Below are 24,938 nucleotides of genomic sequence, written 5' to 3'. Positions count from 1 at the left end.
GTCACCCCCTATTTTCGAAAAGCCTTTAATTTCTCTTCGATGGCGCGTTTTTTGGCCTCATCTTCAGAAATGTTTGCTTGTGGATTATCTTTAGCAGAATTATTAGAGCTTTCATCAAACCAATCTGGAATAAGTTCTGTCCGAATAGGCTTTTTGTTTGTTGTCCCTTTTCCGCCTGATTTTTTATTTTCCGTCCAGCCGAGATAGGTTCGGTGTTCCTTCTTCGCCAGGTCCATTGCCTCTTTTACGGTCTTCATTTGCAATCTTGCCCAGTGACTGGCGAGTTTTTCTACATAGCCTTTTGTAAGCTTCATTTCCGTTTTAAGCATGACAAAATGAATGAGGACATTAATTACGCCAGGAAGAAGCTTTTGTTTAAACATAACCTCTTCAATAATTTGGATATCCGATTTTGAAGGCTCTGCTCCCCCTGAAAGGTCTATTAAAAATTGCAATGGAGAGGTTGTCTCCAAATAGCGAATCAATTGTTCTTCTTGTGTTTTGGGTTCGGTGATTTGAACTTGATGAATAGCAGGCTGAACCCGTTCAACCAGGTTAGGAAGTTGATCATGATTGACATATTGATACCAATCACGGGCTCCCTTTCTTAATTCTTCAATATCAATTTCATTGGATTCATTTAAGGCACTGAAAATTATATTTTTCATTTGCAGCGGGTCAATTGTATAAAGGAAAGCCAAATTGCTAATAACCTCTTTTACTTTAGGGGTTAATGCCTTCTTTGGGACCAACGATTCATTTAAACCAGCCATTAACAAATCAAAATCGAAGCTTCCAACATCAATTTGGATTCCTCTTTGCTCATTACGGCCAATAAATTGCTGATTTTCTTTCGCTTCCAACTCTTCCGAAGTATCCTGTAGATACTGCAGACTCCCTGGTGTAGCGGAAGCAAACACATCCTGAAAAGCTTTCGTTACATCCTGGAATTCTTTACCGTTTGGTTTTTTCTGATCGGAAAAAAAGTGTTTAAGCCTGTTAAAGTGTTTTTTTCCTATTTTTCGATAGAGATAAATATTTAACATTCCATCTAAAAAGAATTGTTCAGGATTTAATGGAGGGTGAAGCTCATAAATAAAGGATCTTTCACCTTCATCCATCTTCACATATGTTTTTAATAAACCAATACCCTCAAGCTTTAAGCGAGCTTCATAGATATCCTTTAAATTCTTCCCTAATAGGTTCATTAAGAGATGGTGTGTAGAGTGTTCCGACCACAGTCTATTTTCCTCAAGCTCCGACCAAAGTGTCATATATAGGCTAAAACAGACTGATCCAATTAAGGGCTGATATAAGAACGTCAGCACTTTTCGGTCATACTCATGCAAGAGCCCATTTGCCGCTACCCGGTAACGGTCGATCGGAAGAATTTCCTGCCAATGCTGCGCCATACCCATTTACCACTCCCTTCAATTTAAAAAGAGAGCGATAGCTCCCTTATGATTTCTCTTTATTTATTAGTTCCTTTAATTCTTCAATAAAAACATTAATGTCCTTAAATTGACGGTAAACCGAAGCAAAGCGGACATAGGCTACTTCGTCGACATGTGCCAATCTGTCCATAACCATTTCGCCAATTTCTTCACTTTTGATCTCTGAAATACCCTGGCTGCGAAGTGCCTTTTCCACTCCATGTGTAATATCCTCTAGTTCCTTTAGGGCAACAGGACGCTTTTCACAAGCTTTTATCAATCCGCGAAGTATTTTATCACGGCTAAATTCTTCCCTTGTGCCTTCCTTCTTCACGACAATTAAAGGAATTTCTTCGATTTTCTCAAAAGTAGTAAAACGATAGCCGCATTCTTCGCATTCTCTTCGTCGTCTTGTCGCTCGTCCTTCATCAACAGGCCGAGAATCAAGCACACGAGTTCCATAATTTTGACATGAAGGGCATTTCATTTGCTAATCAACTCCAACTCTAAACAATAAATCCGTTCAGCATTCTTACTATTATCTTATAAAAAAGAATACCTTTTCACAAGTAGAAGTATTAAGAGTTTTTTATAGTCGTATGTAATTGATTCATTCGCTCGTAATAAGAGTTGATCCGCTTTTTCAAGTCCGGATAGATGCCCAGCAAGGAGAATTTCTCGGATGAAATATTAAAATCAACAGCTGTTTGCATTGGTTTTACAGAAACAATTGTCGCAATAAGGAAGCAGGAGAATGGTTTATGGATTTCAACGGCAATTTCTCCATGTTCTTTTGAAACGGTCATTATCCGGCAATCAGCGTCTTCCCGAAACATTTTTTCTGCTGATTCGAATAGTTGATTAAAAGTAGCTTTATAATAATGTGTTTTCAGTGAAGCATCAGAGTTCCCATCAGATGTTTCAATTTCTTTTTTAAATCGAGTAAATAAATTAGCCATAAAAACCCCCCGCAAATTACGCTTTTATTATAGTGTACAACATTACACCAAAAATATAAAAAGAGGTGTACTGAATACACCTCTTACGATTTTTAGTTTTATTAGAATTTAAAGGACTCTTGCTTGTTTAACTCGAACAGGACCCATTCCACGTGGAATTTCAATGTTCTCGCGTGTTTCAGCATTTAACGCTTCAGCAATATAATCCGCAGCAATATTTGGATTTAAATCACCGCAAGTATATACGTCAATGCTTGCATAGCCGTGCTCAGGGAAGCTGTGAATGGTTAGATGTGATTCAGAAATAATGACTACCCCGCTGACACCTTGTGGAGCGAATTTATGAAAAGCTACTTCGCGAATTTCTGCACCTGACTTAAGAGCCGCTTCTACAAAAGTTTGTTCAATAAAGTCAATGTCATTCAGTTTTTCAAAGTCGCATCCCCATAATTCAGAGATTACGTGACGACCCATTGTTTCCATATTCAATTCCCCCTCTAACCTTTTTCAGATCCTTTCTTGAAATTCTGTTATTAACGGTACAGAACAACTACCACGGGGGAAAGTTAGTCCAGAGAGGTCCTAACCCTTTAAGTAATTATCCACTCCCAATTTCAAGAAGTTCACGATGACTAGTATACTTTGTTTATATTTATTTTGCAACCTATCAAAATGAAATTTTTGCAAGTATTAAATAATTCCATTTAATGATATTCAAATTAGGAAAAATGGCAACAAAAAAAGCTGTCAATCGACAGCCTTTTTAGCCAACCTTAACCTTTGATAAATTGGCAATTTCCTCTGCTACATATAATGTAAGATCGATTACGCGTGAAGAATAGCCCCATTCATTATCATACCAAGCAAGGACTTTTACTTTTCTTGTACCCATTACCATGGTGGAAAGTCCATCAATAATAGCGGAATGCTCGTTTGTATTAAAATCCACGGATACCAATGGTTCCATTGTCAAATCTAGAACTCCTTTTAAATGACCATCAGCCGCTTCGGTAAACGCTCTATTGATATCATCAACAGTTACATCTTGTTTCAAATCAACCACTAAGTCCACTAATGATACGTTTGGTGTCGGAACTCTTAGTGCCATTCCATGCAATTTTCCCTTTAACTGAGGCAGCACTAGGGATAAAGCCTTTGCAGCTCCTGTTGTAGTTGGAATGATAGATTGTCCGCATCCACGGGCTCTTCTTAGGTCTTTATGCGGGTTATCAATATTATTTTGATCATTTGTATAGGCGTGAATGGTTGTCATCAAACCGCTTTCAATTCCAAATTTATCATCTAATACCTTTGCAACAGGTGCAAGGCAGTTTGTCGTACAAGACGCATTTGAAATAATATCATGCTTTGTGATATCGAGCATTTCATCATTAACACCCATAACGATTGTTACATCTTCATTTTTACCTGGTGCAGTTAAGATTACTTTTTTTGCTCCTGCTTCTAGATGAAGCGCAGCTTTTTCTCTAGCATTAAATTTCCCTGTGGCTTCAATGACAATATCAATCCCTAGTTCTCTCCAAGGAAGTTCTTCAGGATTACGATTGTTTAACAGTTTAATTCTTTTTCCATTAACAATTAATTCATTATCTAAAGAAATGACTTCTCCTTGGAAAGGTCCATGGTTTGTATCATATTTCAATAAATGAGCTAATGTTTCAGCTGGATAGCTTGCATTTATCGCTACAATATCAAGTTTATTTTCAAGGATCGCTTTTCTAAAAACCATCCTTCCGATTCTCCCAAATCCATTAATTGCAACTCTTGTCTTCATTGTATGACCCCTTCCGTATTAACGTTATACTTTTTAGTTCCCTTTGATGTAATTAGTATAACACATTTAAGCATAATTGTGATGAATAAAAAGCGGATTTTTTAATGTTTTATTATTCTGACTTTTTATGCAAAAAAAATAAGAAGGATTTGCTCCTTCTTTGTCTATTTCTGTTTGATTCCCCAGCTGGATAAAATCTCGATAAGCTGTTTTTTTGAATCCCCAATGGATCCATTATTGTCAATTACGGCGTCGGCTAATTTGACTTTATCAGAGAGCGGCATTTGTGAACGAATTCTTGCTTCCGCATCCTCTATTGAAAGATTATTTCTCTCGATTAATCGCTTTAATTGAGTTTCTTTGTCAACATATACGAGAATAGTTTTCTCCACCATATAAGTTTGCTTGCTTTCAAATAATAATGGAATATCAAGTACCACAACTTTCTCATTACGATTTTTAGCATCGTCAACCATTAAGTTCATTCTTTTCCGTACTTCCGGATGGACAATTTGATTTAATTGATGTCTTTTTTCTGCTTGATGAAAAATAATCGAGCCTAATTTCTGCCTATCGATTTCACCGTCCTCAAGCAAAATCTCCTTACCAAATTCTTCAACAATTTGATTGTAAGCAGATTCGCCCTTCAGGACCGCTAGGCGTGCTTCAACGTCTGCATCGACAACTGTAATATCCATTTCCTTAAACATATTTGATACGGTACTTTTTCCACTGGCAATTCCGCCTGTTAAACCGATAATTAGTGACATGCTCTTATCCTTTCTCGATTATTATAATTTCCATATTCCAATTATAATTAATAAGATACCAGGAATGAACGTAAATTTTTGAATCCATTCAAATTTATGAAAATAGGTTCCGCTTTTAATCCCTAATAGAACAAAGAGGGAACTCATTATTGCTACGGTAAAAGATAAAATTAATGGAGAGAATCCAAGCATGGCTGCCCCAATTCCTGCTCCAAAAGAGTCAAGTGACAGGGCTAAACCAAGCATTAAGGCTTCTATTCCCGTAATGGCACCGGATTGGTCAAAGTCGGCTGACATAGGTTTTTTCAAAATATTAATGGCTATCCCTAGTGAGCGTATTTCAAAATTCACAATTGTTTTTTCGTGTTTAAGGATTTCTTTTTCTTTCTCAGGCCGGAAAAATTGATAGAGAACTCCAGCACCAAGAGCAATCAGAATGAAACCTCCCAGGCTTGCGGTGATCCTCGGGGACAAAACCCTTTCAAGACCATGTCCGATTGAAATGGCAATTAATAAAGAAACTGCCGAGCATGTTGCAATAATAATAATTGATTTTAACGGCATTACCATTTTCCTTAATCCATAGGTAAAACCTACGCTAAAGCTGTCAAGGCTGAGGGCAAATGCCAGTATTAGAAGTGAGAACAACTGAACCATGACGTCTAGGACTCCTTCCTCCAAAATCACTAAGATAGTATATGGCAGGAGCCTATCCGATGTTATTCAATTATCCTTCACTCTTTCAAACTTAAAGTCTTTGACAGGTTGGGCAATAGTGGGTGCCTCTGCCGCCTACCGTTGTTTTTTCTAAGGGTGTCCCGCATCGTTTACATTCCTCGCCTTTTCGTCCGTATGCATATAACTCAAGCTGAAACATACCGATTTCACCTTGAGAGTTCACATAAGATCGAATGGTGCTGCCGCCTTTTTTTACCGCCTCACTTAAGGTCGCGACAATTTCACGGTGAAGAATGGATATTTCATTCTTATTCAGCGTGCTGGCAATCCTCTCAGGATGGATCTTTGAACGAAAAAGGGCTTCATCGACATAGATATTCCCAAGACCTACAAAGAGCTTCTGATCTAATAAAGCCGGTTTTATTTTCCGATTCGTCTTTTTCAATTTCTCAGCTAAATACTCTTCCGTAAACTCCTCGGAAAAGGGTTCCGGACCCAGTTCAATTAACGGCGGCTTAAGGAATTCTTCGCCTTTTTTATATAGATGCATCGTTCCAAATTTCCGGACATCACGGTACCTTAATTCAGTTCCATCTGTAAAATGAAAAATTACATGTGTATGCTTATCAAATGGCTCTTCTTTAGGGTATAGTCCATATTTACCTTCCATGCGCAAATGGGATACCATAGCGAATTGGTCCGTATACAGAATTAAAAATTTCCCTCGTCTGCCGACATCCAGAATCGTTTCACCTTTTAGAGCATCGATAAACTGCTCCACCTCGACAGGATTTTTTATGATTTTGGGCCAGTAGACCGAAATGCGTTCGATTGTTTTATGGAGAACTAGTTTTTCTAATGTTTTCCTGACTGTTTCTACTTCTGGCAGCTCTGGCACTTCGATTGGCCCCCTTTTTTATTTCGCGTCAAACCAAGTTGGACCATACGCATAATCGACTTTTAATGGTACTTTTAATTCGAGCGCATTTTCCATAACTAGCGGTACTAAGTTTTTAAGAATTTCTACTTCCTCTTCAGGTGACTCAAAAATTAATTCATCGTGTACCTGAAGTAATAGACGGGTTTTTAAGCCTTTATCCTTTAAGGCCTCTGCCATATCAATCATTGCTTTTTTAATAATATCTGCAGCAGTCCCCTGGATTGGTGTATTCATCGCAGTTCTCTCTGCAAAACTTCTAAGATTAAAATTACGGGCTGTTATTTCAGGAAGGTATCTCCGTCTATGCAAAAGTGTTGTAACATACCCCTTCTGTCTTGCTGAATGGATAATGTCATCCATATATTCCTTTACACCTGGATAGGTCTCAAGGTAGCGCTCAATAAACTCGCCCGCTTCCTTTCTTGTAATTCCTAACGATTGTGACAGACCATAATCGCTTATTCCATAAACAATTCCAAAGTTAACTGCCTTTGCCTGCCGACGCATATTTGAGGTTACATCATCTTTTCCGACATGGAAGACCTCCATCGCTGTTTTAGTATGAATATCCAGGTCTTCTTTAAAGGCTTGTATCAATTTTTCATCATCGGCAATGTCTGCCAAAACGCGGAGCTCAATCTGTGAATAATCGGCTGCAAAAATAACCCAGCCTGGTTCAGACGGGACAAACGCCTGTCGAATCCTGCGGCCCTCCTCAAGTCGGATAGGAATATTTTGCAGATTGGGATCAATCGAGCTTAATCGGCCAGTCGCTGTTAACGTTTGTTGATATCGTGTATGAACCTTTTCAGTAATTGGATTAATAAATTTAAGCAGCCCTTCGATATAGGTTGACTGAAGCTTGCCCAATTGCCTGTAGAGCAATATATGCTCAATAATTTCATGATCACCTGCTAATTTTTCTAAGACATCAGCTGATGTGGAATGTCCCGTTTTCGTTTTCTTAAATGAATAGAGACCTAGCTTTTCAAATAAAATAACTCCTAGCTGTTTGGTTGAATTAATATTAAATTTTTCGCCGGCTAATTCACATATTTTCTCTTCAATATCAATTAACCGTTCATTTAGTTCCTTACCCATCGTTTCAAGTCGTTCCCGCTCTACTTTGATACCGCAAGATTCCATATCCGCTAAAATTAGTGATAATGGCATTTCAAGCTCTGTAAACAATTCATACTGTTCATTACTTCTTAATTCATCTTCCAATCTTTCTTTTAAATCGAACATAGCCAGGCTTTTGCGAACAAGATGTTCCGCAAGCTTAACCGATTCCGGGACTTTTCGTTTTGCCCCTTTACCATAAAACGATTCATCTGATTGGATGTTATGTAAGTCATATCGTTTAGCAATCGCGGCGAGATCTTCGATGTTTTCAGAGGGATTAATGATATAGGAAGCCATCAAAATATCAAAATCGGCCCCTTTTAAATGGATGTCATGTCTCCTTAATGAAACCTCGGAACGTTTGACATCATAAACCGTTTTTTTCTTGCTTTCATCCTCGGCCCAATTTTTAAAAGCTTCCGATTGCAAGGCTTGTTCTGTTGGCAGATAGAAATAGCCATTTTCATTTACGATAGAGAATCCAATAATATCAGCGTAATGGTAATTATCGTCAAGCATTTCAACGAAAAAATAATTGTTGTCTGTAAAAATCTCATTCGTTATTTCTTGCGGGATATTGACTTCAACAGCTTCGAGCTCCTTCTCCTCGGTCACAGTAGTTGTATCCTCACCCAGTTTGTCCAAAAGCGAATTGAAGCCTAATTCTTTAAAGAAAGCAACTAGTTTTTCGCGAATAATTCCTTCGTAATGAATGGTTTCTAAATCTACTTCTACAGGTGCTTGTCTTTCAATCGTCGCAAGTTCTTTGCTCATCAAGGCCTGGCCTTTAAATTCCTCAAGCTTTTCTTTCAATTTGTTCCCGCTGACTTGATCAATCGAGTTTAACAAATTTTCTAACGTTGTAAATTCCTTAAGTAGTTTTATCGCCGTCTTTTCTCCTACCCCTGGAACACCTGGAATATTATCGGAGGTATCACCCATTAATCCCTTCATATCAATAATTTGCTCTGGTGTTAGTCCGTATTTTTCAGCAATATGCTCCGGTGTATATTCTTCAATATCAGTAATCCCTTTTCTTGTGATTCCAACCGTTGTATGGGAGGAGGAGAGCTGCGTTAAATCCTTGTCCCCAGAAATAACCTTCACTTCGTAGCCGTCTTGTTCCGCTGACAACGAAAGCGTTCCAATTATATCATCGGCCTCGTAATTTTCCAGTTCATATCTTGAAATTCCATAGGCATCGAGCAGTTCACGAATGAACGGAAATTGCTCCGATAATTCAGGCGGCGTTTTTTGTCTTCCGCCTTTATATTCCCCAAAGGTTTTATGCCGAAAGGTCGTTTTACCGGCATCAAAAGCAACAAGCATATGTGTTGGCTTTTCATCTTCGAGTATTTTCATTAGCATCATCGTAAAGCCGTATACCGCATTGGTGTGGATCCCCTTATCATTATTAAGCAGCGGCAGTGCAAAAAAAGCACGGTAGGCAATACTATTGCCGTCAATCAGGACAAGCTTTTTCTTTTCCAACAATTTCACCCTCTATTATTTTTTAAGTTCAATGATAAATTCGCTTCCTTCACCAAGCTCACTTCTTACACTGATTTGCCCATGGTGAGCTTCTATTAAATGTTTAACAATGGCCAGCCCTAGTCCCGTTCCGCCCGAATTTCTGCTTCTAGCACGGTCTACACGGTAAAAGCGCTCAAAAATACGGGGAATTTCTTCTTTTTTAATTCCTACTCCAGAGTCCTTCACATGGATTCGAACATTTTCCCTATGCTCAAGCAAGATAACTTTTACCTCTCCCCCAGACGGAGTGTATGTAATGGCATTGGCAATTAAATTGATAAATACCTGCTTTAATCGGTCGACATCACCTTTTATGAATACTTGCTGCTGTTTATTTATAAGTTCCAGATGAATTCCCTTTGTTTGTGCCTTACCATTTAGGAGTGTAATAACTTCTTCTAGTAATGTATGTAAATCTAAATCCTGCATGGCCAATTGAAAGCCCTGCTGCTCTATTTTTGAAAGATCTAATAATTCCTGAATGAGCGTTTGCAGCCGGTCGCTTTCCTTTAAAATTATAGAAAGGAAGGCTTCTAAAGTCTCTTTATTATTCATTGCTCCATCGAGAAGTGTTTCCGCAAACCCTTTAATAGAAGTAACAGGAGTTTTTAATTCGTGGGAAACATTAGCTACAAAATCCTTCCGCATTTGCTCGAGCTTTTTCAGTTCGGTAATATCATGAAAAACGAGCAAAACCCCTTTCCAAACATTGTTGGTTCCAATAATTGGCACACCATATACGACAAAATATTTTCTTTCAATAAATAAAGGAAGTAATATTTGTTTATTAACCTTTTTCTCAGTTCGAAATACTTCTGCAATTAAACCACTAATTTCTTCTTCTTCAATAACTTCATAATAAAGTTTATTTAAGTAATCAGACGGGCTGACTTGGAAAATATCAATAAAGCCTTTATTGATTAAATTGATGTACCCGCGGCTATCAATAAAGACTAAACCGGCACCCATATTTTCAATCAATACCTTCAAACGATCATGCTGCATTTCTTGTGTTTTCACAAGCTCTTGGAGGTTTTGAGCCAGCCTGTTTATTGATGAGCCCAGCATACCGGTTTCATCGAGCCGGTCAACCCTTGTTCTTGCCCGGTAATTTCCTTTTGTCAGTTCAATTGCAACGTTGGTCGCTTCGACAATCGGCTTCGTATACCTCGACGTTATTCTTAATCCAAGAATGATGATGATAATTAAAGCAAGTCCCAGAAATAAAGAGATGCTCCACAAGATGACTATTTTCGAGTGAACATTAAGTGATTCTAAAAAATAGCTTTTAAATAACTGACCAAGCAATAATCCTATTCCAACTAATACAAAAATAATTAAGGTGATTAGAGCAATGATCATTCTGGTCCGAAATTTTATCATTCTCCTTTTGGCTCCTCTAGTTTATAGCCAAGGCCGCGAATGGTTTTAATATAGGCTGGCTTTTTTGTATCTTCCTCAATTTTTTCCCTTAAATGAGAGATATGTACATCCACGATTCTAGTATCGCCAGCAAAGTCATAATTCCAAACAGCACTAAGTAATTGATCACGGGTTAATACTCGTCCCTTATTTTGTGCGAGATAAAGGAGCAGTTCAAATTCTTTTAAGGTTAACTCGATAAGACTCTCTTTGAAGTAGGCCTCATATTTTTCTGGATGAATCGTTAAATTTCCAATTAAAATTTGTCCTTCATCTTGAACGCTTTCTTCAGAAGTTTCTTGTTGAACTTGCGTCCTTCTGAGGATGGCCTTTACTCTTGCTAACACTTCTCTTGGGCTGAATGGTTTGACCATGTAATCATCTGCACCAAGCTCGAGGCCCAATATTTTATCGAGTTCATCATCTTTGGCTGTCAGCATTAAGATAGGCGTCATGATTTTTTCCTGGCGAAGCTGCTTGCAAACTTCCATTCCATCCAGCTTTGGAAGCATTAAATCGAGAACGATAATATCAGGAGATTCTATTTCCGCTAATCGTTTTCCTTCTTCCCCATCCATTGCTGTTAAAACTTCAAACCCAGCCTGCTCCAAATTATATTGAAGCAGGGTGACTATTGACTGTTCATCATCGACTACTAGTATTTTATTTTTCATTATATCCCCCACCTACTTAAGTTACCTTCATTATAATAATAAATTATCCGGATTATCTAGTTTAACGGGCTGAACTATATTAGTATGGCTGACGCTAATAAAACCGTCAAAAACCTAGGTCTTGTCTTTGGTTAAAGGTTTTAATTGTGATTATCTTTACAAAAACTTAACAAAGCCTAATTTATCTCTAAAGGAAAAATTAGGCTTCAGTTAAATATTTTGGTATTGCTGAAAAGTTAATTAGCCCCACTTGTCCCATAATCCTTTAGGGTTATATTTACATTGTACTTGATAGGAATCTTACTAAACGTGTGATCCCAATCTTTTTTAACCTTCTCCCAAACTCTAGGGTATTCAATCCTCAATCTGTTTCCAAAACCTGCAACGTCAACCTGATAGTTTTGTTGGGTTTTGACTAATATATGTTTAACTAAACGTTCCACTTCTTTTTCAGTCATTTTTTCCGCTTTTTTTAAAAATTCATTTTTAAAGGCTTTTCCTGAAGGAACCCACTGCTCGGCAATACTACCTTCAGATTCGATCTTTACATCAAATGAAATGTTATTGTTAACAACCCGAGGCTGAATTTTACTTTTCATTGATTTTATCTCGCAAATAATCGGCTGACTGGTCTCTTTATCAAAGCTCTTCACAACACCGCCTTTCCCTTTCCCCGTTAGCCATACTATACCCTCTAATTCTCTTTCATTCAAAAACCCGAGCAGTTTTTTTGTCTTCCCCTTTATTACAGCCGCTCCTGCAAATTTGACTTCACCATTCTCCGAGACCACAGTCTGTACAAGAAAACTGGATCCAGAATGCAACTTACCCGTTACTTTAGCCAGTGATAAGGGAGGCAAAATCCTCGTTGTTCTTTCTTGACTTTTTGTAATCTGAAAAAGATGAAAGGCTGGAATAACGGTTGTTTCTTGCGATTCTAAAGTTTTTTTAGCGTTGTCCTTGGCGATAAGTATTAGGCCGCTTAGCCGCATCTCTTGTTCTTTTAGAAAAAAATCCAATATCTGTTGTAGATTCAAAGTACGTGCAAGATCCTCTCCAATTACAATAACTTTTGAATGTTGAGCAAATGCTCGTTTATCAATTTCCAATATCATCTTACGTAATATAGGAAGAATGGAATCTCCTGTTTCCGATACATTTTTGTAAGATTTTTGCTGCGGGGCACCTGTTTTTTTCCCACTGCCTGTTGTTTGAGACGTTATTAATTGGTTAGTTATTGTAATCAACACTCTATTAGGATACCTTTCCTCTTGTCCCTCAATTTCTTCACTTAAGTTAGTTCTTTTCTCTAAATCAAGTGATGTACCTGCAACTAGACCCAACTCCTCAATTTCTTTACTACTCCAGCATCCAGTAAGCTGCAGCAGCAGCAGAAGCACTAGGGAACCCTTGAGAAACCGAAAAAAATTTCTTCGTTTCATGTTCTCGCACCCTTAACTTTTGAAATTAGCAATAATAGCAGCGGCAATACACCAAATAATACCAACGCAGCATTTCCTATTAAATCACCAAATTTAAAAAGGTCGTTTATATTTTTTGGAATTAAAGCTATGACATAAATAATGAACAATAAACCATACATAAATGGATTAATCTTCATATTAAAAATTTGGGATAAACCAAGGGAAGCGGCATAATACGTGATCGTAAAGGTGGAAAATATTTGCATAATCCAAATAACTAGTAACAACGACTCAAAGCGTTCAAAAATCAATCCTTTGATTTCAAAGCTCCTTATGAGGTCAAGGGTGGGCCATGTTCTCGTAACCACTCCATCAATAGATAATGCACCGATGACCATAATAACGGTTATGATGTAAAAAATCATAGGAATTGCAACCCCAACGAGAATAACCTTGGTGGCTTTATTTGGTTTTTGCATAAATGCTGTTAGGAGCAACATAATTTCCGGTCCTAAAAATGCTAGAACCGTTGTTTTAATACCTTTTATCACCGGAATTAGTCCTAATCCTAAGACGGGACGTACATTATCTATCTCAAATACTTCGAATCCCATAAAGGTAACAAGTAAAAAGATGACTACTGTGATCGGAAAAATGATTTCAAACAGACGGGCAATCGGGTTTATTCCGTCCAAAACTAAATAGAGGCCTACCCACATAAACGGCATTATGATGGCCCAGATAGGGGTGCCTTCCAGCAAAAAAAAACCTGTTACCTCAGCTAGTGCTCTAACTTCATAGGCGGCAAGGGTAAAGAAGTATCCTACAATTAGCAAGCTGAGCAGGCCTCCTAACCATTTTCCCACTAACATTTGACTGTATTGGTAAATGGTTTTTTCAGGAAACTGCTGACTTAATTTGACCATGATGACTCCAGCAATTATTGCAATCAATCCACCTAATATGACGGACATCCAAACATCAGGAGTTTTCACCTTCTCTACAGAAGTCCGCGGAAGGGTGAGGATTCCAGCTGCAAGAATATAATTGATGAGGACAATTGCTGCTTGAGGAGTAGTAATTCGGTCCTTAGGACTAACTTTCATCGCTGGTTCATCCCTCTTTTAAAGTAGGCTACCCTTTACGAGTGGAGTCTTTGGTATTTAGCATTTTCGGACGGCGTTTCATCATAAATAGCGGCATTCTTACGATAAAATCTTTCCAGTCACTTATTCGATAAGGAACGGCTGGACTGACATATGGTACTCCAAAGCTTTTTAATTTCACCAAATGACTGCAAAGCATGAGGAAAAACAATGCAATTCCATACAAACCAAACACGGCAGCACAGAACATCGCTACAAAACGCAGGATCCTTAACGTTATCCCGGCGCTATATTGTGGGATTGCAAAGGAGGAAATGGCAGTCAATGAGACCACAATTACCATGATAGGACTGATGATCCCTGCTTGTACTGCAGCTTCCCCAATAATTAATCCTCCGACAATCCCCATTGCGGGGCCAATCGGTTTAGGCAGGCGGAGACCTGCTTCCCGCAATATTTCAATCGATATTTCCATAATTAGTGCTTCTATAAGTGCTGGAAAAGGTACGCCTTCCCTTGATGCAATAATAGATAATGCTAACTTGGTCGGTATTAACCCTGGGTGAAACGAGATGAAAGCAATATACATCGAAGGTGCAAAAAGAGATAAAAATGCAGCTAAAAAGCGTAAGAGTCGGATTAATGAACCAGGAATCCAGCGTTCATAATAGTCCTCAGGTGATTGCAGCAGCATGCAAAAGGTAACTGGAACAATCAAAGCAAAAGGTGAGCCATCTAATAAAATCGCAATTCTACCTTCCATCAAAGCACTGTAAACCCTGTCTGGACGCTCCGTATTCTGCACCTGAGGAAATGGGCTGAGGTAATTATCCTCGATCAGCTGCTCCACATAGCCTGACTCCGCCAGCTCATCGATATTAATTGTCTTAATTCTTTTTTTGACCTCATCTACCAATGCTGGATCTGCAATGTCTTTTATAAAAGCGATAACAAGTTCCTTTTTAGCTCTGACACCTACTCGAAATTGGATAATGGATAAATTGTGATTACAACCAACCTGTCGTAAAATGGCCGTATTATCGCATAACGTTTCTGTAAATCCGATCCTAGGTCCGCGAACCAAAGCTTCTGAAACAGGCTCTTCGATATTGCGCGCTTTCGCTTTTGTAGTGCCGAGAATGATGACTTCCTGTATACCATCGATTAAAAGTGCTGTACAACCTGTCAATATTTCAGAAAGTAAGTCTTGCAAATTATTTACTTCTGTTAGGTCACTAATTGAAAGAGCTTGATTAGTAATAAATTCTTTTAAACTGACTTCACGGTGTTCATGTCTTTCTGGAAAGTTGGCCATAAGTGAGCATAAAATTTGATTATTGATGAGCTCTTTGTCTGTTAGTCCTTTAAGAAAAATAATGGCCGCTCTAATACCTGTGTTTCCTAAATAAAACTCGCGAAAACTCACGTCATAGTTATGACCAAGTTCACTCCTAATTTGGTCTAAATCAATGGTGATTTTACCTGTAAATGGAAATGTTTCATCCTCCGTCTGCTTTTCAATTTGATTGGTCTGTTGTTCGGGGAATTTTATCTCGATCTTCCGTCTTTTCAATTTCAAACCTCTCCTTAGAAGAACCTATCCAATTAAACAATCGTGAAATTGTAAAAGGGATAAGGAAGGTAATGAAGGCTTGGATAAAAACTTTCCAGTCAGGAAGATAATCGACTACAGCTTTCCACATACTCACCATTTCCTTCCATGATTTATTTTTATCTTTCCTTTTATTTGAGAAAATAATCCGGGTGGAAAAGTTAACAAAATAGTCGTTTTTTCACCTGGTCACTGTTGCATTTTTTTGTAAAATTAGGGTTAAATCTAGAAAGGAAGTGGGTTATGGCTTTTAAACCTCGTACTGAATCAAAAGAATTAAAGATATTAAGAATTTTAAACACAAGGATGGAATTAACAGCGGAAGAAAGGAGGCACTATTTGAACCTTAAGAAAGGCTATGAAGGGGAACTCCAGTTTGATTTATTAACAGAGCAGCTCCAGAATGAATGCTATATTTTAAATGATTTGCTGCTTAAGGTAGGTAATACTAGTTTCCAAAATGATTCAGTGATTCTTTTTCAAGAAACAATCCATCTATTTGAGGTAAAAAATTATGAATACGAACTTATTTTCAGGACAAACAAATTGGAATCTTTTTCTGGGAAGGAATATCAGAATCCGTTGGATCAGCTGAATAAGAATACTTTACTACTCCGTCAATTACTCCAAAATATGGGATATAATTTCCCCATTAAGGGCTACGTTGTATTTATCAACCCCGAGTTCACCTTATATCAATCGCCCCCTAACGAGCCTATTATTCATCCGACACAATTAAAAAAGTTCATGAAAAAATTAAATTCCCTGCCGTCAAAACTATCTAATAAGCATAAAATGCTAGCGGAGAAACTAGCTTCTTTGCACCAGGTTGAATCACCATATACGACTGTGCCAGCTTATTCTTTTGAAAAAATACGGAAGGGGCAAACCTGTGGATTCTGCAATTCTTTTAAGGTTTCGGTTTCAGGCGGGAAAGTGTTCTGTAATGATTGTGGATCCGAGGAAGAGGTTGATTCTGCGATTTTAAGGTTTGTCGAGGAAATAAAGCTATTGTTTCCGGATAGAAAAATAACAACGAATTGTGTTTTTGAGTGGTGTGGGGAGGCTGTGTCAAAGAAGAAAATAAATAGAGTATTGACGAAAAATTTAAAAAGAATGGGGCAAGGTAAATATTCTTACTATGTTAGTGAATAATGTTTTCCTTTTATGGCCCACCGGAAGATTCATGAGGACAGATTCGGCTTCTTCTTTGCGATTTTTGTCCTCATGAACGCTCTATGCGGACAAGTTCCGCTTCTTCTTTGCGATTTTTGTCCTCATGAACGCTCCATGCAGACAGATTCGACTTCCTCTTTGCGATTTTTGTCCTCATGAACGCTCCATGAGGACAGATTCGGCTTCCTCTTTGAGATTTTTGTCCTCATGAACGGTCCATGCGGACAAGTTCCGCTTCTTCTTTGCGATTTTTGTCCTCATGAACGCTCCATGCGGACAGGATTAGCTTCATCTTCCTGATTTTTGTCCTCATGAACACCAAAGAGACCGTTACTTAAAAATTATCTAAAGCCGTCCCATGAATCTCCTGCAATCGATGAGGCGGGCATACTTTCACCGTCCCATTTATGACGGTTTCATTTTTTTCGTTGACAGCTGCAACCTGAATTAAAACAGTATGATCGTCACTGTTCACATCGATAATCTGGAATATAAACTCGACGGTTCCGTAATGATAAACAGGCTTAGGGAACTCAAGATTTTGGCTTAAAATATGGCTCCCCGGGCCAGGTAAATATTTTGAAATGGCCGAAGTGATCATACCGGTCAGCATAATACTTGGAACAATTGGTTTTTCAAATGGTGTTTGCGATGCGTAGTCATGTTGAATATAGAGCGGGTTGGCATCATCGGTTAAACCTAAATAAAGAAGTAGATCTTTATCCTCAATCTTTTCAGTTAAAGTTAATTTTTCCCCAACGTTTATTTCTTCAATTCTTCTCCCTAGTTTTCTTTTTTTCCCTAAAAGCATCTAAAACGCCCCCTTTGTAAGCGATTCCAAAAATATATAGAGAAAATTCGGGGCCCCAATAACCCCGAATTCGAAGACAATCTATTAAGCTAATACGTTCATTACGTTGCGAACAGAATCAACAGATTTGTCTAATGCTGCTTTTTCGTCTGCAGTTAACTCAAGCTCGATTATCTTTTCAATACCGCCCGCACCTAGGATCGTTGGTACCCCAAGGTAAATTCCATCGTAACCATATTCGCCTTCAAGATAAGCGATTGAAGGAAGAACGCGGCGCTGGTCTTTAAGAATCGCTTCACACATCTCCACTAAAGAGGCTGCAGGAGCATAGTAAGCGCTTCCGTTTCCAAGTAGGTTTACGATTTCACCGCCGCCTTTACGAGTGCGTTCAACGATTGAATCAAGGCGATCTTTCGGAATTAAAGTTTCGAGCGGGATACCGCCTGCATAAGAGTAACGAACAAGAGGAACCATGTCATCACCATGTCCGCCTAATACGAAGCCGGTAATATCTTTTACGGAAAGGTTTAATTCTTGTGAAATAAATGTACGGAAACGAGCTGTATCAAGAACACCTGATTGACCGATTACACGGTTCTTAGGGAAGCCAGATTCTTTGAATACTGTATACGTCATTGCATCAACCGGGTTTGTTAATACAAGAATTGTGCAGTTTGGAGAATACTTTGCAATCTCCTGTGTTACACTCTTCATTACTTTTTGGTTGGTTTGCACTAAATCGTCACGGCTCATGCCTGGTTTACGGGCAATCCCTGCTGTGATAACAACGATATCAGAATCCTTTGTATCTTCATAGTTGGAAGTACCTGTGATATTAGCATCAAAGCCTTGAACTGGGCTAGCTTCAAGCATATCTAATGCTTTACCCTTTGTTGGGTTCTCCATTTGCGGGATATCAACTAAAACAACGTCAGCAAGTTCTTTTTGTGCAAGTAAAAATGCAGTAGTTGCACCAGTAAATCCGCCACCGATTACAGAAACCTTTTTACGCTTTAATGACATATTAGCTCTCCCCTTTTTCCGTTATAAAAATTTAATCAAAGGGCTGTTAAAAACAGCCCTCGAAAAATTACTCCATGTTTTTGATTAGCTCGTCAGCAAACTCAGAAGTTTTCACTTCAGTTGCTCCGTCCATTAAGCGGGCAAAGTCATAAGTTACAACTTTAGATGCAATAGTTTTTTCCACTGATTTAATGACCATTGTAGCCGCTTCGTTCCAGCCTAAGTGCTCAAGCAATAATACACCTGATAAAATAACTGATGAAGGATTTACTTTATCAAGACCTGCGTATTTTGGAGCAGTTCCGTGAGTTGCTTCAAAAATGGCATGTCCAGTTTCATAGTTGATGTTAGCTCCAGGAGCAATACCGATACCACCAACTTGTGCTGCAAGAGCATCAGAAATGAAGTCACCGTTTAGGTTCATTGTTGCTACAACATCGAACTCACGAGGACGAGTTAGGATTTGTTGTAAGAAGATATCAGCAATCGCATCTTTAACAATGATTTTGCCTGAAGCTTCAGCATCAGCCTGCGCCTTGTTAGCAGCATCTGTACCTTGCTCAGCTTTAATGCGATCATATTGAGCCCATGTAAAGACTTTATCGCCGAATTCTTTTTCAGCTAGCTCATAACCCCAGTTTTTAAATGCACCCTCAGTGAATTTCATGATATTTCCTTTATGCACGAGGGTAACGGATTTACGGCCTTCTTTAATAGCATAGTTAATAGAAGCACGGACAAGACGAGATGTACCTTCTTCAGAAATAGGTTTAATACCGATACCAGACGTTTCTGGGAATCTGATTTTATTTACACCCATTTCGTTTTGAAGGAATTCGATGACCTTTTTAACTGCTTCAGTTCCTTTTTCATACTCAATACCAGCATAAATATCTTCTGTGTTTTCACGGAAGATAACCATATCCGTATCTTGAGGACGCTTAACTGGTGAAGGAACACCTTCAAACCATCTTACAGGACGTAAGCACACAAATAAATCTAGCTCTTGACGTAGAGCAACGTTTAACGAACGGATTCCACCGCCTACAGGAGTTGTAAGTGGGCCTTTGATGGCAATTAGATATTCACTAATTTCATCTAAAGTTTCTTTTGGAAGCCATTCGCCAGTTTGATTAAATGCTTTTTCTCCAGCAAGAACTTCTTTCCACACCAATTTGCGCTCGCCTTTATAGGCTTTTTCTACAGCTGCATTTAAAACTCGTTCGGAAGCAGCCCAGATATCAGGACCAATACCGTCTCCCTCAATAAATGGGATAATTGGATTGTTTGGTACATTTAATACTCCATTTGTTACAGTAATTTTTTCGCCTTGCATAGATGTTCTCCCTCCTATTATGTATGAAAACTAAAATTGTTGGACTGAATCAAAGGTTAGAGAACCAAGGTCCCTAACCTTTTCATACTCTCCTATTTTACAACAATTTTAAAAAAAATGAAAAATATTATCCTCTTTGTTCAATTGGAATATATTTCTGCATTCCTGGACCCGTGTATTCAGCACGAGGACGAATCAAACGATTGTTTTCATATTGCTCTAAAATATGAGCAAGCCAGCCGGAAACACGACTTACGGCAAAGATTGGTGTCATTAAGTCATGATCAATTCCTAAGCTGTGATAGACAGATGCAGAATAGAAGTCAACGTTTGGCGGAAGTTTCTTTTCTCCAGTAACGATGCCTTCAATTTTAACAGACATATCGTACCAATGCGGTTCGCCTGTTAACTCTGTTAATTTTTTTGACATTTCTTTTAAGTGCTTGGCACGCGGGTCGCCTTGACGATATACCCTGTGGCCAAAGCCCATGATTTTTTCTTTGTTTTCAAGCTTACCGCGTACATATGGATCAACATTTTCCAAAGTACCGATTTCTGTCAGCATTTTCATTACGGCTTCATTGGCACCACCGTGAAGAGGGCCTTTTAAAGCACCAATCGCTGCGGTTACACCTGAATAAACGTCCGATAATGTAGCCACACATACACGCGCAGTAAATGTAGATGCATTTAATTCATGGTCAGCATGTAATACCAATGCTTTGTCAATTGCTTCTACCGCAATTGCATCTGGTACATTGCCTGTTAACATATAAAGGAAATTTGCTGCAAAGCTTAAATCTTGTCTTGGAGCGATTGGGTCAAGACCTTTTCTAACGCGGGCAAACGTAGTTACAATTGCTGGCATTTTTGCCTGCAGACGGACAGCTTTTCGATAATTCGCTTCTGTATCCATAACATCTGCTTCCTCATCGTATAAGCCTAATAAAGATACAGCTGAACGAAGTGCTGCCATTGGATGTACTTTTTGAATTGGGTACATTTTAAAATGCTCAATCACTTCTTTTGGCAGTGCAGCACTTTCTGCAAGCTGTTGTTTCAATTCCGCTAATTGTTCGGAATTAGGAAGCTTGCGGTGCCATAATAAATAAATGACTTCTTCAAAGCTAGCATTTTTAGCTAAATCATCAATGTCATAGCCAACATATGTTAGTGTGTCATCAATAATTGAACTAATTGAGGAAGTTGTTGCCACTACCCCTTCAAGACCACGTGTTACTGACATAGTTAATCTCTCCTTCACAAACTTATTTTCCCCATTACCCATTTTGTTAACAAAAAAATTTGATTGAGCGACTGCTCAGGATAAGAATAAAAAATTTGAATGCCTTTTCATTCAAAATGGTAAAAAAATTTTCACAAGTAATACAGTATGCATATATGGTTTATGTAAAAAAGGTGACGCTTACAAGCCTATTATAAACAATTATCAGAACTTTGTGAATGAAAAGGACCTGAATTTGCAAAAAAAATATTATTTCACAAAAAATCTAAGTAAAAAAACTAAAGATTTTCATCGAGGCATAGGCAATTCCGGCACCAATCAATGGACCAACCGCCACACCTTTGAAGATGGAAACTGAAAGAATAGTACCTAAAACCAGGGCTGTGGTAATCTGTGGATCATTTGCTAATAAGGTTACGCCGCCCTTTGCCAGCAATGCTACTAGCATCCCTGAGACTAGTGCAATCCAAGCATATGGAGTTTTAAAGGCTCCTGTTAAGTCTCGAAAGCCAATTTCACCCGACGCAATCGGTGCTAACACAGCGATGGTAATCACGGTGACTCCCCAATTAATTCCCTTCGCTTGTAGAAAAGAGAAAGATTTCGTATCCATGCCGATTAGCTTTAAAAATAGCAGGACTGCTATAGCCAACATTAATGAACTATTTTTAGCAAAAAATCCAATTACCAGTAATAAAATAAGGAATACAACAGGCTGGCTTATCATTTTGTCACACCATTTCCACATATAAATTATTGTACCATAACATTTAAAAAAGGGCAGAATTCTGAATTGACAAGAAATGTTTGTACTCTAAATTTTTGAAACTTTTATTCATTACTTTCGTATTAATGTTTAAGGTTTGGAAAATTATGCACAAATGCTTATAAAATGGTAAACTAAAACCAATATTTCGTATTGAATAGGAGGTCTATGGTTGAATCCTAAATACATATATCAGTCATTAAGATTTTTACTGGTCATTGGTGTCGTGATATTGGCACTCTATTCTTTTTATTTTGTATCAAAGGTAGCTTATCCCTTTATTATCGGCCTTATTATTGCACTTATGATTAACCCTCTCGTCAATATTTTTGAAAAAAAGGCAAAAATGCCCCGGGTACTTTCTGTTTTCCTTGCCCTAATTATTATATTTGCCTTATTTGCCGGCTTAATTACACTATTAGTAGCTGAGATTGTATCTGGTGCCACATATTTAGCTAAGGTAGTTCCAGAACATCTTGATACACTTATTAGCTATCTTGAGGATTATTTTACAGGGCAAATTCTCCCGCTTTACAATCAATTAACGAGTGTTTTTAATAAACTTGAAACCGGACAGCAGGATACGATCATTTCCAATATCCAAAATGTCGGACAGAAAATCGGCTCTACAGTTGGCTCGTTCATTCAAAATTTATTTTTAAAAATACCAAATATCATTTCCTGGTTTCCAAATGTGGCAACCGTGCTCATTTTTTCGCTATTGGCTACTTTCTTTATCAGCAAAGATTGGTATCGTTTATCGGCATTGGGAGGACGGCTTTTACCTGAAAAAGCAAAAAGGAGCGGCAGAACGGTTTTCGTTGACTTAAAGAGGGCCTTATTTGGCTTTATAAGAGCACAATTAACACTTATCTCTATTACAACTGTTATTATTCTTATTGGTCTGCTTGTCTTAAGGGTTGATTATGCGATTACGATTGCTTTAGTTACGGGAATCGTTGACATCATCCCATACCTGGGAACAGGTGCTGTGTTTGTACCGTGGATTATTTATGAAGCAATCGGCGGTGATATGGGCCTTGCGATTGGACTTGGGGTTCTCTATATCATTGTCTTAGTACAAAGGCAAATCATGGAGCCAAAAATTCTTTCTTCCAGTATTGGCCTCGACCCATTAGCCACTTTGATTGCACTTTTTGTTGGTTTTAAATTAATCGGCTTTCTAGGCTTGATTGTTGGACCGGTTACTCTCGTCATCATTAGCACTCTATATCGCGCCAATGTTTTTCATGATGTGTGGTCCTTTATAAAAGGAAAGCAAGCATAGCATAAAAAAGTCAGCTCCCTATAGGAAGCTGACTTTCTTATTATAAGACGCTTGCATGCCCGTTATAAATAACTCCTCTTGTTGCATCGACGGTTATCTCTTGGCCATCTCTCAATAATTCCAATACATTATCTACGCCGACAATTACTGGGATACCTAGGTTTAATCCAACCACAGCTGCATGGCTTGTTAATCCGCCTTCCTGAGTAATGAGAGCGGCACATTTTTCAATCGCAGGAACCATATCACGATCCGAACCAATTGTCACAAGAATCGAACCTGGCTTTACTTTTTCTAAAGCCTCCTGTGCATTATGCGCAATGACCACTTTACCGAAAGCAGACTTTCGGCCAATTCCTTGAGCTTTAGTGATAATATCGCCGACAACATGAATTTTCATCAGATTCGTTGTTCCAGCTTCACCGACTGGCACACCTGCAGTAATGACTACTAAATCACCACTCTTAACAATCCCGCTGTTTAAACTTTCTTGAACAGCAATATCAAGCATTTCATCAGTTGTTGCGCACATTATTCCAACTCGCGGATAAACGCCCCAAACAAGAGATAAACGGCGGGAAACAGAATCATCAGCAGCAACCGCAACAATCGGAGCTTTTGGACGATATTTAGAAATCATTCTTGCTGTATGTCCGCTCTCAGTCGGAGTAATAATCGCATTTACCTCTAAATTTAAAGCTGTATGTGCCACAGACTGGCCAATCGCATCGGTAAGATTGTGCTCAGTGTCTTTACTGCGGCTTGAGAGAATTTCCTTATGGTCCAAAGCTTGTTCTGCTCTAGAAGCAATATTGTGCATGGTTTGAACTGCTTCCACCGGATAAAGTCCTGCAGCCGTTTCTCCAGAAAGCATAATGGCATCTGTTCCATCAAAAATTGCATTGGCTACGTCACTTGCTTCTGCTCTTGTTGGTCTTGGATTTCGCTGCATTGAGTCCAGCATCTGTGTAGCTGTAATGACAGGCTTTCCTTGAGCATTACATTTCTTTATGAGCATTTTTTGAACAAGCGGAACCTCTTCTGCAGGAATTTCGACGCCAAGGTCTCCACGGGCCACCATCAAACCATCAGAAATCTCTAGAATTTCATCGATGTTATCGACGCCCTCATGGTTTTCGATCTTAGGGATAATATGGATATGTGCAGCATTATTCTCTTCTAAAAGCTGACGGATTTCTAACACGTCTTTTGACGTACGAACAAATGAAGCGGCAATAAAATCAATCCCTTGTTCGATTCCAAAAAGGATATCTTGTCGATCTTTTTCCGTAATTCCCGGCAGTTTGACCGAAACACCTGGAACATTGACACCTTTTTTATTTTTTAACGTGCCGCTGTTTAAAATTTTAGTATGAATTTCATTTTCGGCATTATCTATCTTAATAACTTCAAGTCCGATCAATCCATCGTCTAGTAGGATTTTTGAACCGATATGCACATCTTCTATCAGCCCTGGATATGTAACAGAGAATTTTTCAACCGTACCTTCGACTTCTGTCATTGAAACAATAATATTTTCTCCGGCCTTTAACTCAATCGCACCGTTTACCATATTGTTTGTCCGAATTTCCGGGCCCTTTGTATCAAGTAAAATGGCAACGGTGTTTCCAGTCTGCTCTGCTGCTTCGCGGATATTTCGAATCCGTGCGCCATGCTCTTCAAAATCCCCATGGGAGAAATTTAACCGGGCCACATTCATTCCTGAATTTATTAATTGGGTTAACTTTTCGACACTTTCACTAGCAGGACCAATCGTACAAACGATTTTTGTTTTACGTAACATCCTTATATCCTCCGATA

General features: G+C 38.5%; 22 protein-coding genes. 2 read left to right on the top strand and 20 right to left on the bottom strand.

Annotated elements, in window-relative coordinates; translation table 11 throughout:
* Window positions 1–8: 8 nt before the first annotated feature.
* The 14 genes from AC59HZ_RS00795 to AC59HZ_RS00730 form a co-directional block, all read right to left on the bottom strand.
* Window positions 9–1,412, bottom strand: a complete 1,404-nt coding sequence (locus tag AC59HZ_RS00795; protein WP_496544025.1) for a replication initiation and membrane attachment family protein — start codon at window positions 1,410–1,412, stop codon at window positions 9–11.
* Between the two features lie 46 nt (window positions 1,413–1,458).
* Entirely contained in the window at window positions 1,459–1,920 is a 462-nt protein-coding gene (gene nrdR, locus AC59HZ_RS00790) for a transcriptional regulator NrdR (protein WP_496544024.1), read from the bottom strand.
* Between the two features lie 91 nt (window positions 1,921–2,011).
* On the bottom strand, window positions 2,012–2,392 hold the full coding sequence (locus tag AC59HZ_RS00785) for a hypothetical protein (RefSeq protein ID WP_496544023.1): 381 nt from the start codon (window positions 2,390–2,392) through the stop codon (window positions 2,012–2,014).
* Between the two features lie 108 nt (window positions 2,393–2,500).
* Window positions 2,501–2,875: an adenosylmethionine decarboxylase gene (gene speD, locus AC59HZ_RS00780; RefSeq protein ID WP_430066744.1), complete on the bottom strand. Its 375-nt coding sequence runs from the start codon at window positions 2,873–2,875 to the stop codon at window positions 2,501–2,503.
* Between the two features lie 280 nt (window positions 2,876–3,155).
* Complete coding sequence (locus AC59HZ_RS00775) at window positions 3,156–4,187, bottom strand: glyceraldehyde-3-phosphate dehydrogenase (RefSeq protein ID WP_430066745.1); 1,032 nt, start codon at window positions 4,185–4,187, stop codon at window positions 3,156–3,158.
* Between the two features lie 164 nt (window positions 4,188–4,351).
* Window positions 4,352–4,957 (bottom strand): dephospho-CoA kinase, encoded by a 606-nt coding sequence (gene coaE / locus AC59HZ_RS00770; RefSeq protein WP_496544022.1) that lies wholly within the window; start codon window positions 4,955–4,957, stop codon window positions 4,352–4,354.
* 21 nt (window positions 4,958–4,978) lie between these two features.
* Window positions 4,979–5,614, bottom strand: a complete 636-nt coding sequence (ytaF, locus tag AC59HZ_RS00765; RefSeq protein ID WP_496544021.1) for a sporulation membrane protein YtaF — start codon at window positions 5,612–5,614, stop codon at window positions 4,979–4,981.
* A 91-nt stretch (window positions 5,615–5,705) separates the two neighbouring features.
* Window positions 5,706–6,533: a DNA-formamidopyrimidine glycosylase gene (mutM, locus tag AC59HZ_RS00760; protein ID WP_496544020.1), complete on the bottom strand. Its 828-nt coding sequence runs from the start codon at window positions 6,531–6,533 to the stop codon at window positions 5,706–5,708.
* Window positions 6,534–6,551: 18 nt separating this feature from the next.
* Window positions 6,552–9,194 (bottom strand): DNA polymerase I, encoded by a 2,643-nt coding sequence (polA, locus tag AC59HZ_RS00755; protein ID WP_496544629.1) that lies wholly within the window; start codon window positions 9,192–9,194, stop codon window positions 6,552–6,554.
* 12 nt (window positions 9,195–9,206) lie between these two features.
* The gene (gene pnpS, locus AC59HZ_RS00750) at window positions 9,207–10,616 is read right to left on the bottom strand and encodes a two-component system histidine kinase PnpS (RefSeq protein WP_496544019.1); all 1,410 of its coding nucleotides are present in this window, start codon (window positions 10,614–10,616) and stop codon (window positions 9,207–9,209) included.
* On the bottom strand, window positions 10,613–11,329 hold the full coding sequence (locus AC59HZ_RS00745) for a winged helix-turn-helix domain-containing protein (protein ID WP_496544018.1): 717 nt from the start codon (window positions 11,327–11,329) through the stop codon (window positions 10,613–10,615). The genes pnpS and AC59HZ_RS00745 overlap by 4 nt, the downstream gene beginning before the upstream one ends.
* A 236-nt stretch (window positions 11,330–11,565) precedes the next feature.
* Window positions 11,566–12,771 carry a Ger(x)C family spore germination protein gene (locus tag AC59HZ_RS00740; protein WP_496544017.1) on the bottom strand — a complete coding sequence of 402 codons (1,206 nt, stop codon included), beginning with the start codon at window positions 12,769–12,771 and terminating at the stop codon, window positions 11,566–11,568.
* Complete coding sequence (locus AC59HZ_RS00735) at window positions 12,768–13,859, bottom strand: spore germination protein (RefSeq protein ID WP_496544016.1); 1,092 nt, start codon at window positions 13,857–13,859, stop codon at window positions 12,768–12,770. Before AC59HZ_RS00735 ends, AC59HZ_RS00740 begins: the two co-directional genes overlap by 4 nt.
* Window positions 13,860–13,887: 28 nt before the next feature.
* Window positions 13,888–15,438, bottom strand: coding sequence for a spore germination protein (locus AC59HZ_RS00730; protein WP_496544015.1), 1,551 nt, complete (start codon window positions 15,436–15,438; stop codon window positions 13,888–13,890).
* Between the two features lie 276 nt (window positions 15,439–15,714).
* On the opposite strand from AC59HZ_RS00730, the gene AC59HZ_RS00725 reads away from it, so the two are divergent.
* On the top strand, window positions 15,715–16,626 hold the full coding sequence (locus tag AC59HZ_RS00725; RefSeq protein WP_496544014.1) for a nuclease-related domain-containing protein: 912 nt from the start codon (window positions 15,715–15,717) through the stop codon (window positions 16,624–16,626).
* 355 nt (window positions 16,627–16,981) lie between these two features.
* Here AC59HZ_RS00725 and AC59HZ_RS00720 read toward each other — a convergent pair whose 3' ends face one another.
* The 5 genes from AC59HZ_RS00720 to AC59HZ_RS00700 all read right to left on the bottom strand — a co-directional run bounded on the left by AC59HZ_RS00720 (window position 16,982) and on the right by AC59HZ_RS00700 (window position 21,790).
* Window positions 16,982–17,458, bottom strand: a complete 477-nt coding sequence (locus AC59HZ_RS00720) for a MaoC/PaaZ C-terminal domain-containing protein (protein WP_496544013.1) — start codon at window positions 17,456–17,458, stop codon at window positions 16,982–16,984.
* 84 nt (window positions 17,459–17,542) lie between these two features.
* Window positions 17,543–18,481: a malate dehydrogenase gene (gene mdh, locus AC59HZ_RS00715; protein ID WP_496544012.1), complete on the bottom strand. Its 939-nt coding sequence runs from the start codon at window positions 18,479–18,481 to the stop codon at window positions 17,543–17,545.
* A 67-nt stretch (window positions 18,482–18,548) separates the two neighbouring features.
* Complete coding sequence (gene icd / locus AC59HZ_RS00710; RefSeq protein ID WP_496544011.1) at window positions 18,549–19,817, bottom strand: NADP-dependent isocitrate dehydrogenase; 1,269 nt, start codon at window positions 19,815–19,817, stop codon at window positions 18,549–18,551.
* Window positions 19,818–19,944: 127 nt separating this feature from the next.
* The gene (gene citZ, locus AC59HZ_RS00705; protein ID WP_496544010.1) at window positions 19,945–21,063 is read right to left on the bottom strand and encodes a citrate synthase; all 1,119 of its coding nucleotides are present in this window, start codon (window positions 21,061–21,063) and stop codon (window positions 19,945–19,947) included.
* Window positions 21,064–21,328: 265 nt separating this feature from the next.
* Window positions 21,329–21,790, bottom strand: coding sequence for a DUF441 domain-containing protein (locus AC59HZ_RS00700; RefSeq protein WP_496544009.1), 462 nt, complete (start codon window positions 21,788–21,790; stop codon window positions 21,329–21,331).
* Window positions 21,791–22,001: 211 nt separating this feature from the next.
* Between AC59HZ_RS00700 and ytvI the strand changes: the two genes are divergently transcribed.
* A complete protein-coding gene (ytvI, locus tag AC59HZ_RS00695) occupies window positions 22,002–23,117 on the top strand; it encodes a sporulation integral membrane protein YtvI (protein ID WP_496544008.1) in 1,116 nt (371 codons plus the stop codon).
* A 40-nt stretch (window positions 23,118–23,157) separates the two neighbouring features.
* Here ytvI and pyk read toward each other — a convergent pair whose 3' ends face one another.
* On the bottom strand, window positions 23,158–24,921 hold the full coding sequence (pyk, locus tag AC59HZ_RS00690) for a pyruvate kinase (RefSeq protein WP_496544007.1): 1,764 nt from the start codon (window positions 24,919–24,921) through the stop codon (window positions 23,158–23,160).
* Window positions 24,922–24,938 lie beyond the last annotated feature (17 nt).

Source organism: Neobacillus sp. DZ-9, assembly GCF_059587065.1.
Note: the sequence above shows the minus strand (reverse complement) of the source record. Positions and strands in the feature narration are given on the sequence as shown.

Coding starts and splice junctions, on each gene's coding strand:
- AC59HZ_RS00725 (WP_496544014.1), top strand. CDS start 15,715: ATGGCTTTTAAACCTCGTACTGAATCAAAAGAATTAAAGATATTAAGA.
- coaE (WP_496544022.1), bottom strand. CDS start 4,957: ATGTCACTAATTATCGGTTTAACAGGCGGAATTGCCAGTGGAAAAAGT.
- AC59HZ_RS00735 (WP_496544016.1), bottom strand. CDS start 13,859: ATGAAAGTTAGTCCTAAGGACCGAATTACTACTCCTCAAGCAGCAATT.
- speD (WP_430066744.1), bottom strand. CDS start 2,875: ATGGAAACAATGGGTCGTCACGTAATCTCTGAATTATGGGGATGCGAC.
- AC59HZ_RS00720 (WP_496544013.1), bottom strand. CDS start 17,458: ATGCTTTTAGGGAAAAAAAGAAAACTAGGGAGAAGAATTGAAGAAATA.
- AC59HZ_RS00740 (WP_496544017.1), bottom strand. CDS start 12,771: ATGAAACGAAGAAATTTTTTTCGGTTTCTCAAGGGTTCCCTAGTGCTT.
- mdh (WP_496544012.1), bottom strand. CDS start 18,481: ATGTCATTAAAGCGTAAAAAGGTTTCTGTAATCGGTGGCGGATTTACT.
- ytaF (WP_496544021.1), bottom strand. CDS start 5,614: ATGGTTCAGTTGTTCTCACTTCTAATACTGGCATTTGCCCTCAGCCTT.
- pnpS (WP_496544019.1), bottom strand. CDS start 10,616: ATGATAAAATTTCGGACCAGAATGATCATTGCTCTAATCACCTTAATT.
- AC59HZ_RS00785 (WP_496544023.1), bottom strand. CDS start 2,392: ATGGCTAATTTATTTACTCGATTTAAAAAAGAAATTGAAACATCTGAT.
- AC59HZ_RS00700 (WP_496544009.1), bottom strand. CDS start 21,790: ATGATAAGCCAGCCTGTTGTATTCCTTATTTTATTACTGGTAATTGGA.
- AC59HZ_RS00745 (WP_496544018.1), bottom strand. CDS start 11,329: ATGAAAAATAAAATACTAGTAGTCGATGATGAACAGTCAATAGTCACC.
- AC59HZ_RS00795 (WP_496544025.1), bottom strand. CDS start 1,412: ATGGCGCAGCATTGGCAGGAAATTCTTCCGATCGACCGTTACCGGGTA.
- nrdR (WP_496544024.1), bottom strand. CDS start 1,920: ATGAAATGCCCTTCATGTCAAAATTATGGAACTCGTGTGCTTGATTCT.
- pyk (WP_496544007.1), bottom strand. CDS start 24,921: ATGTTACGTAAAACAAAAATCGTTTGTACGATTGGTCCTGCTAGTGAA.
- AC59HZ_RS00775 (WP_430066745.1), bottom strand. CDS start 4,187: ATGAAGACAAGAGTTGCAATTAATGGATTTGGGAGAATCGGAAGGATG.
- icd (WP_496544011.1), bottom strand. CDS start 19,817: ATGCAAGGCGAAAAAATTACTGTAACAAATGGAGTATTAAATGTACCA.
- citZ (WP_496544010.1), bottom strand. CDS start 21,063: ATGTCAGTAACACGTGGTCTTGAAGGGGTAGTGGCAACAACTTCCTCA.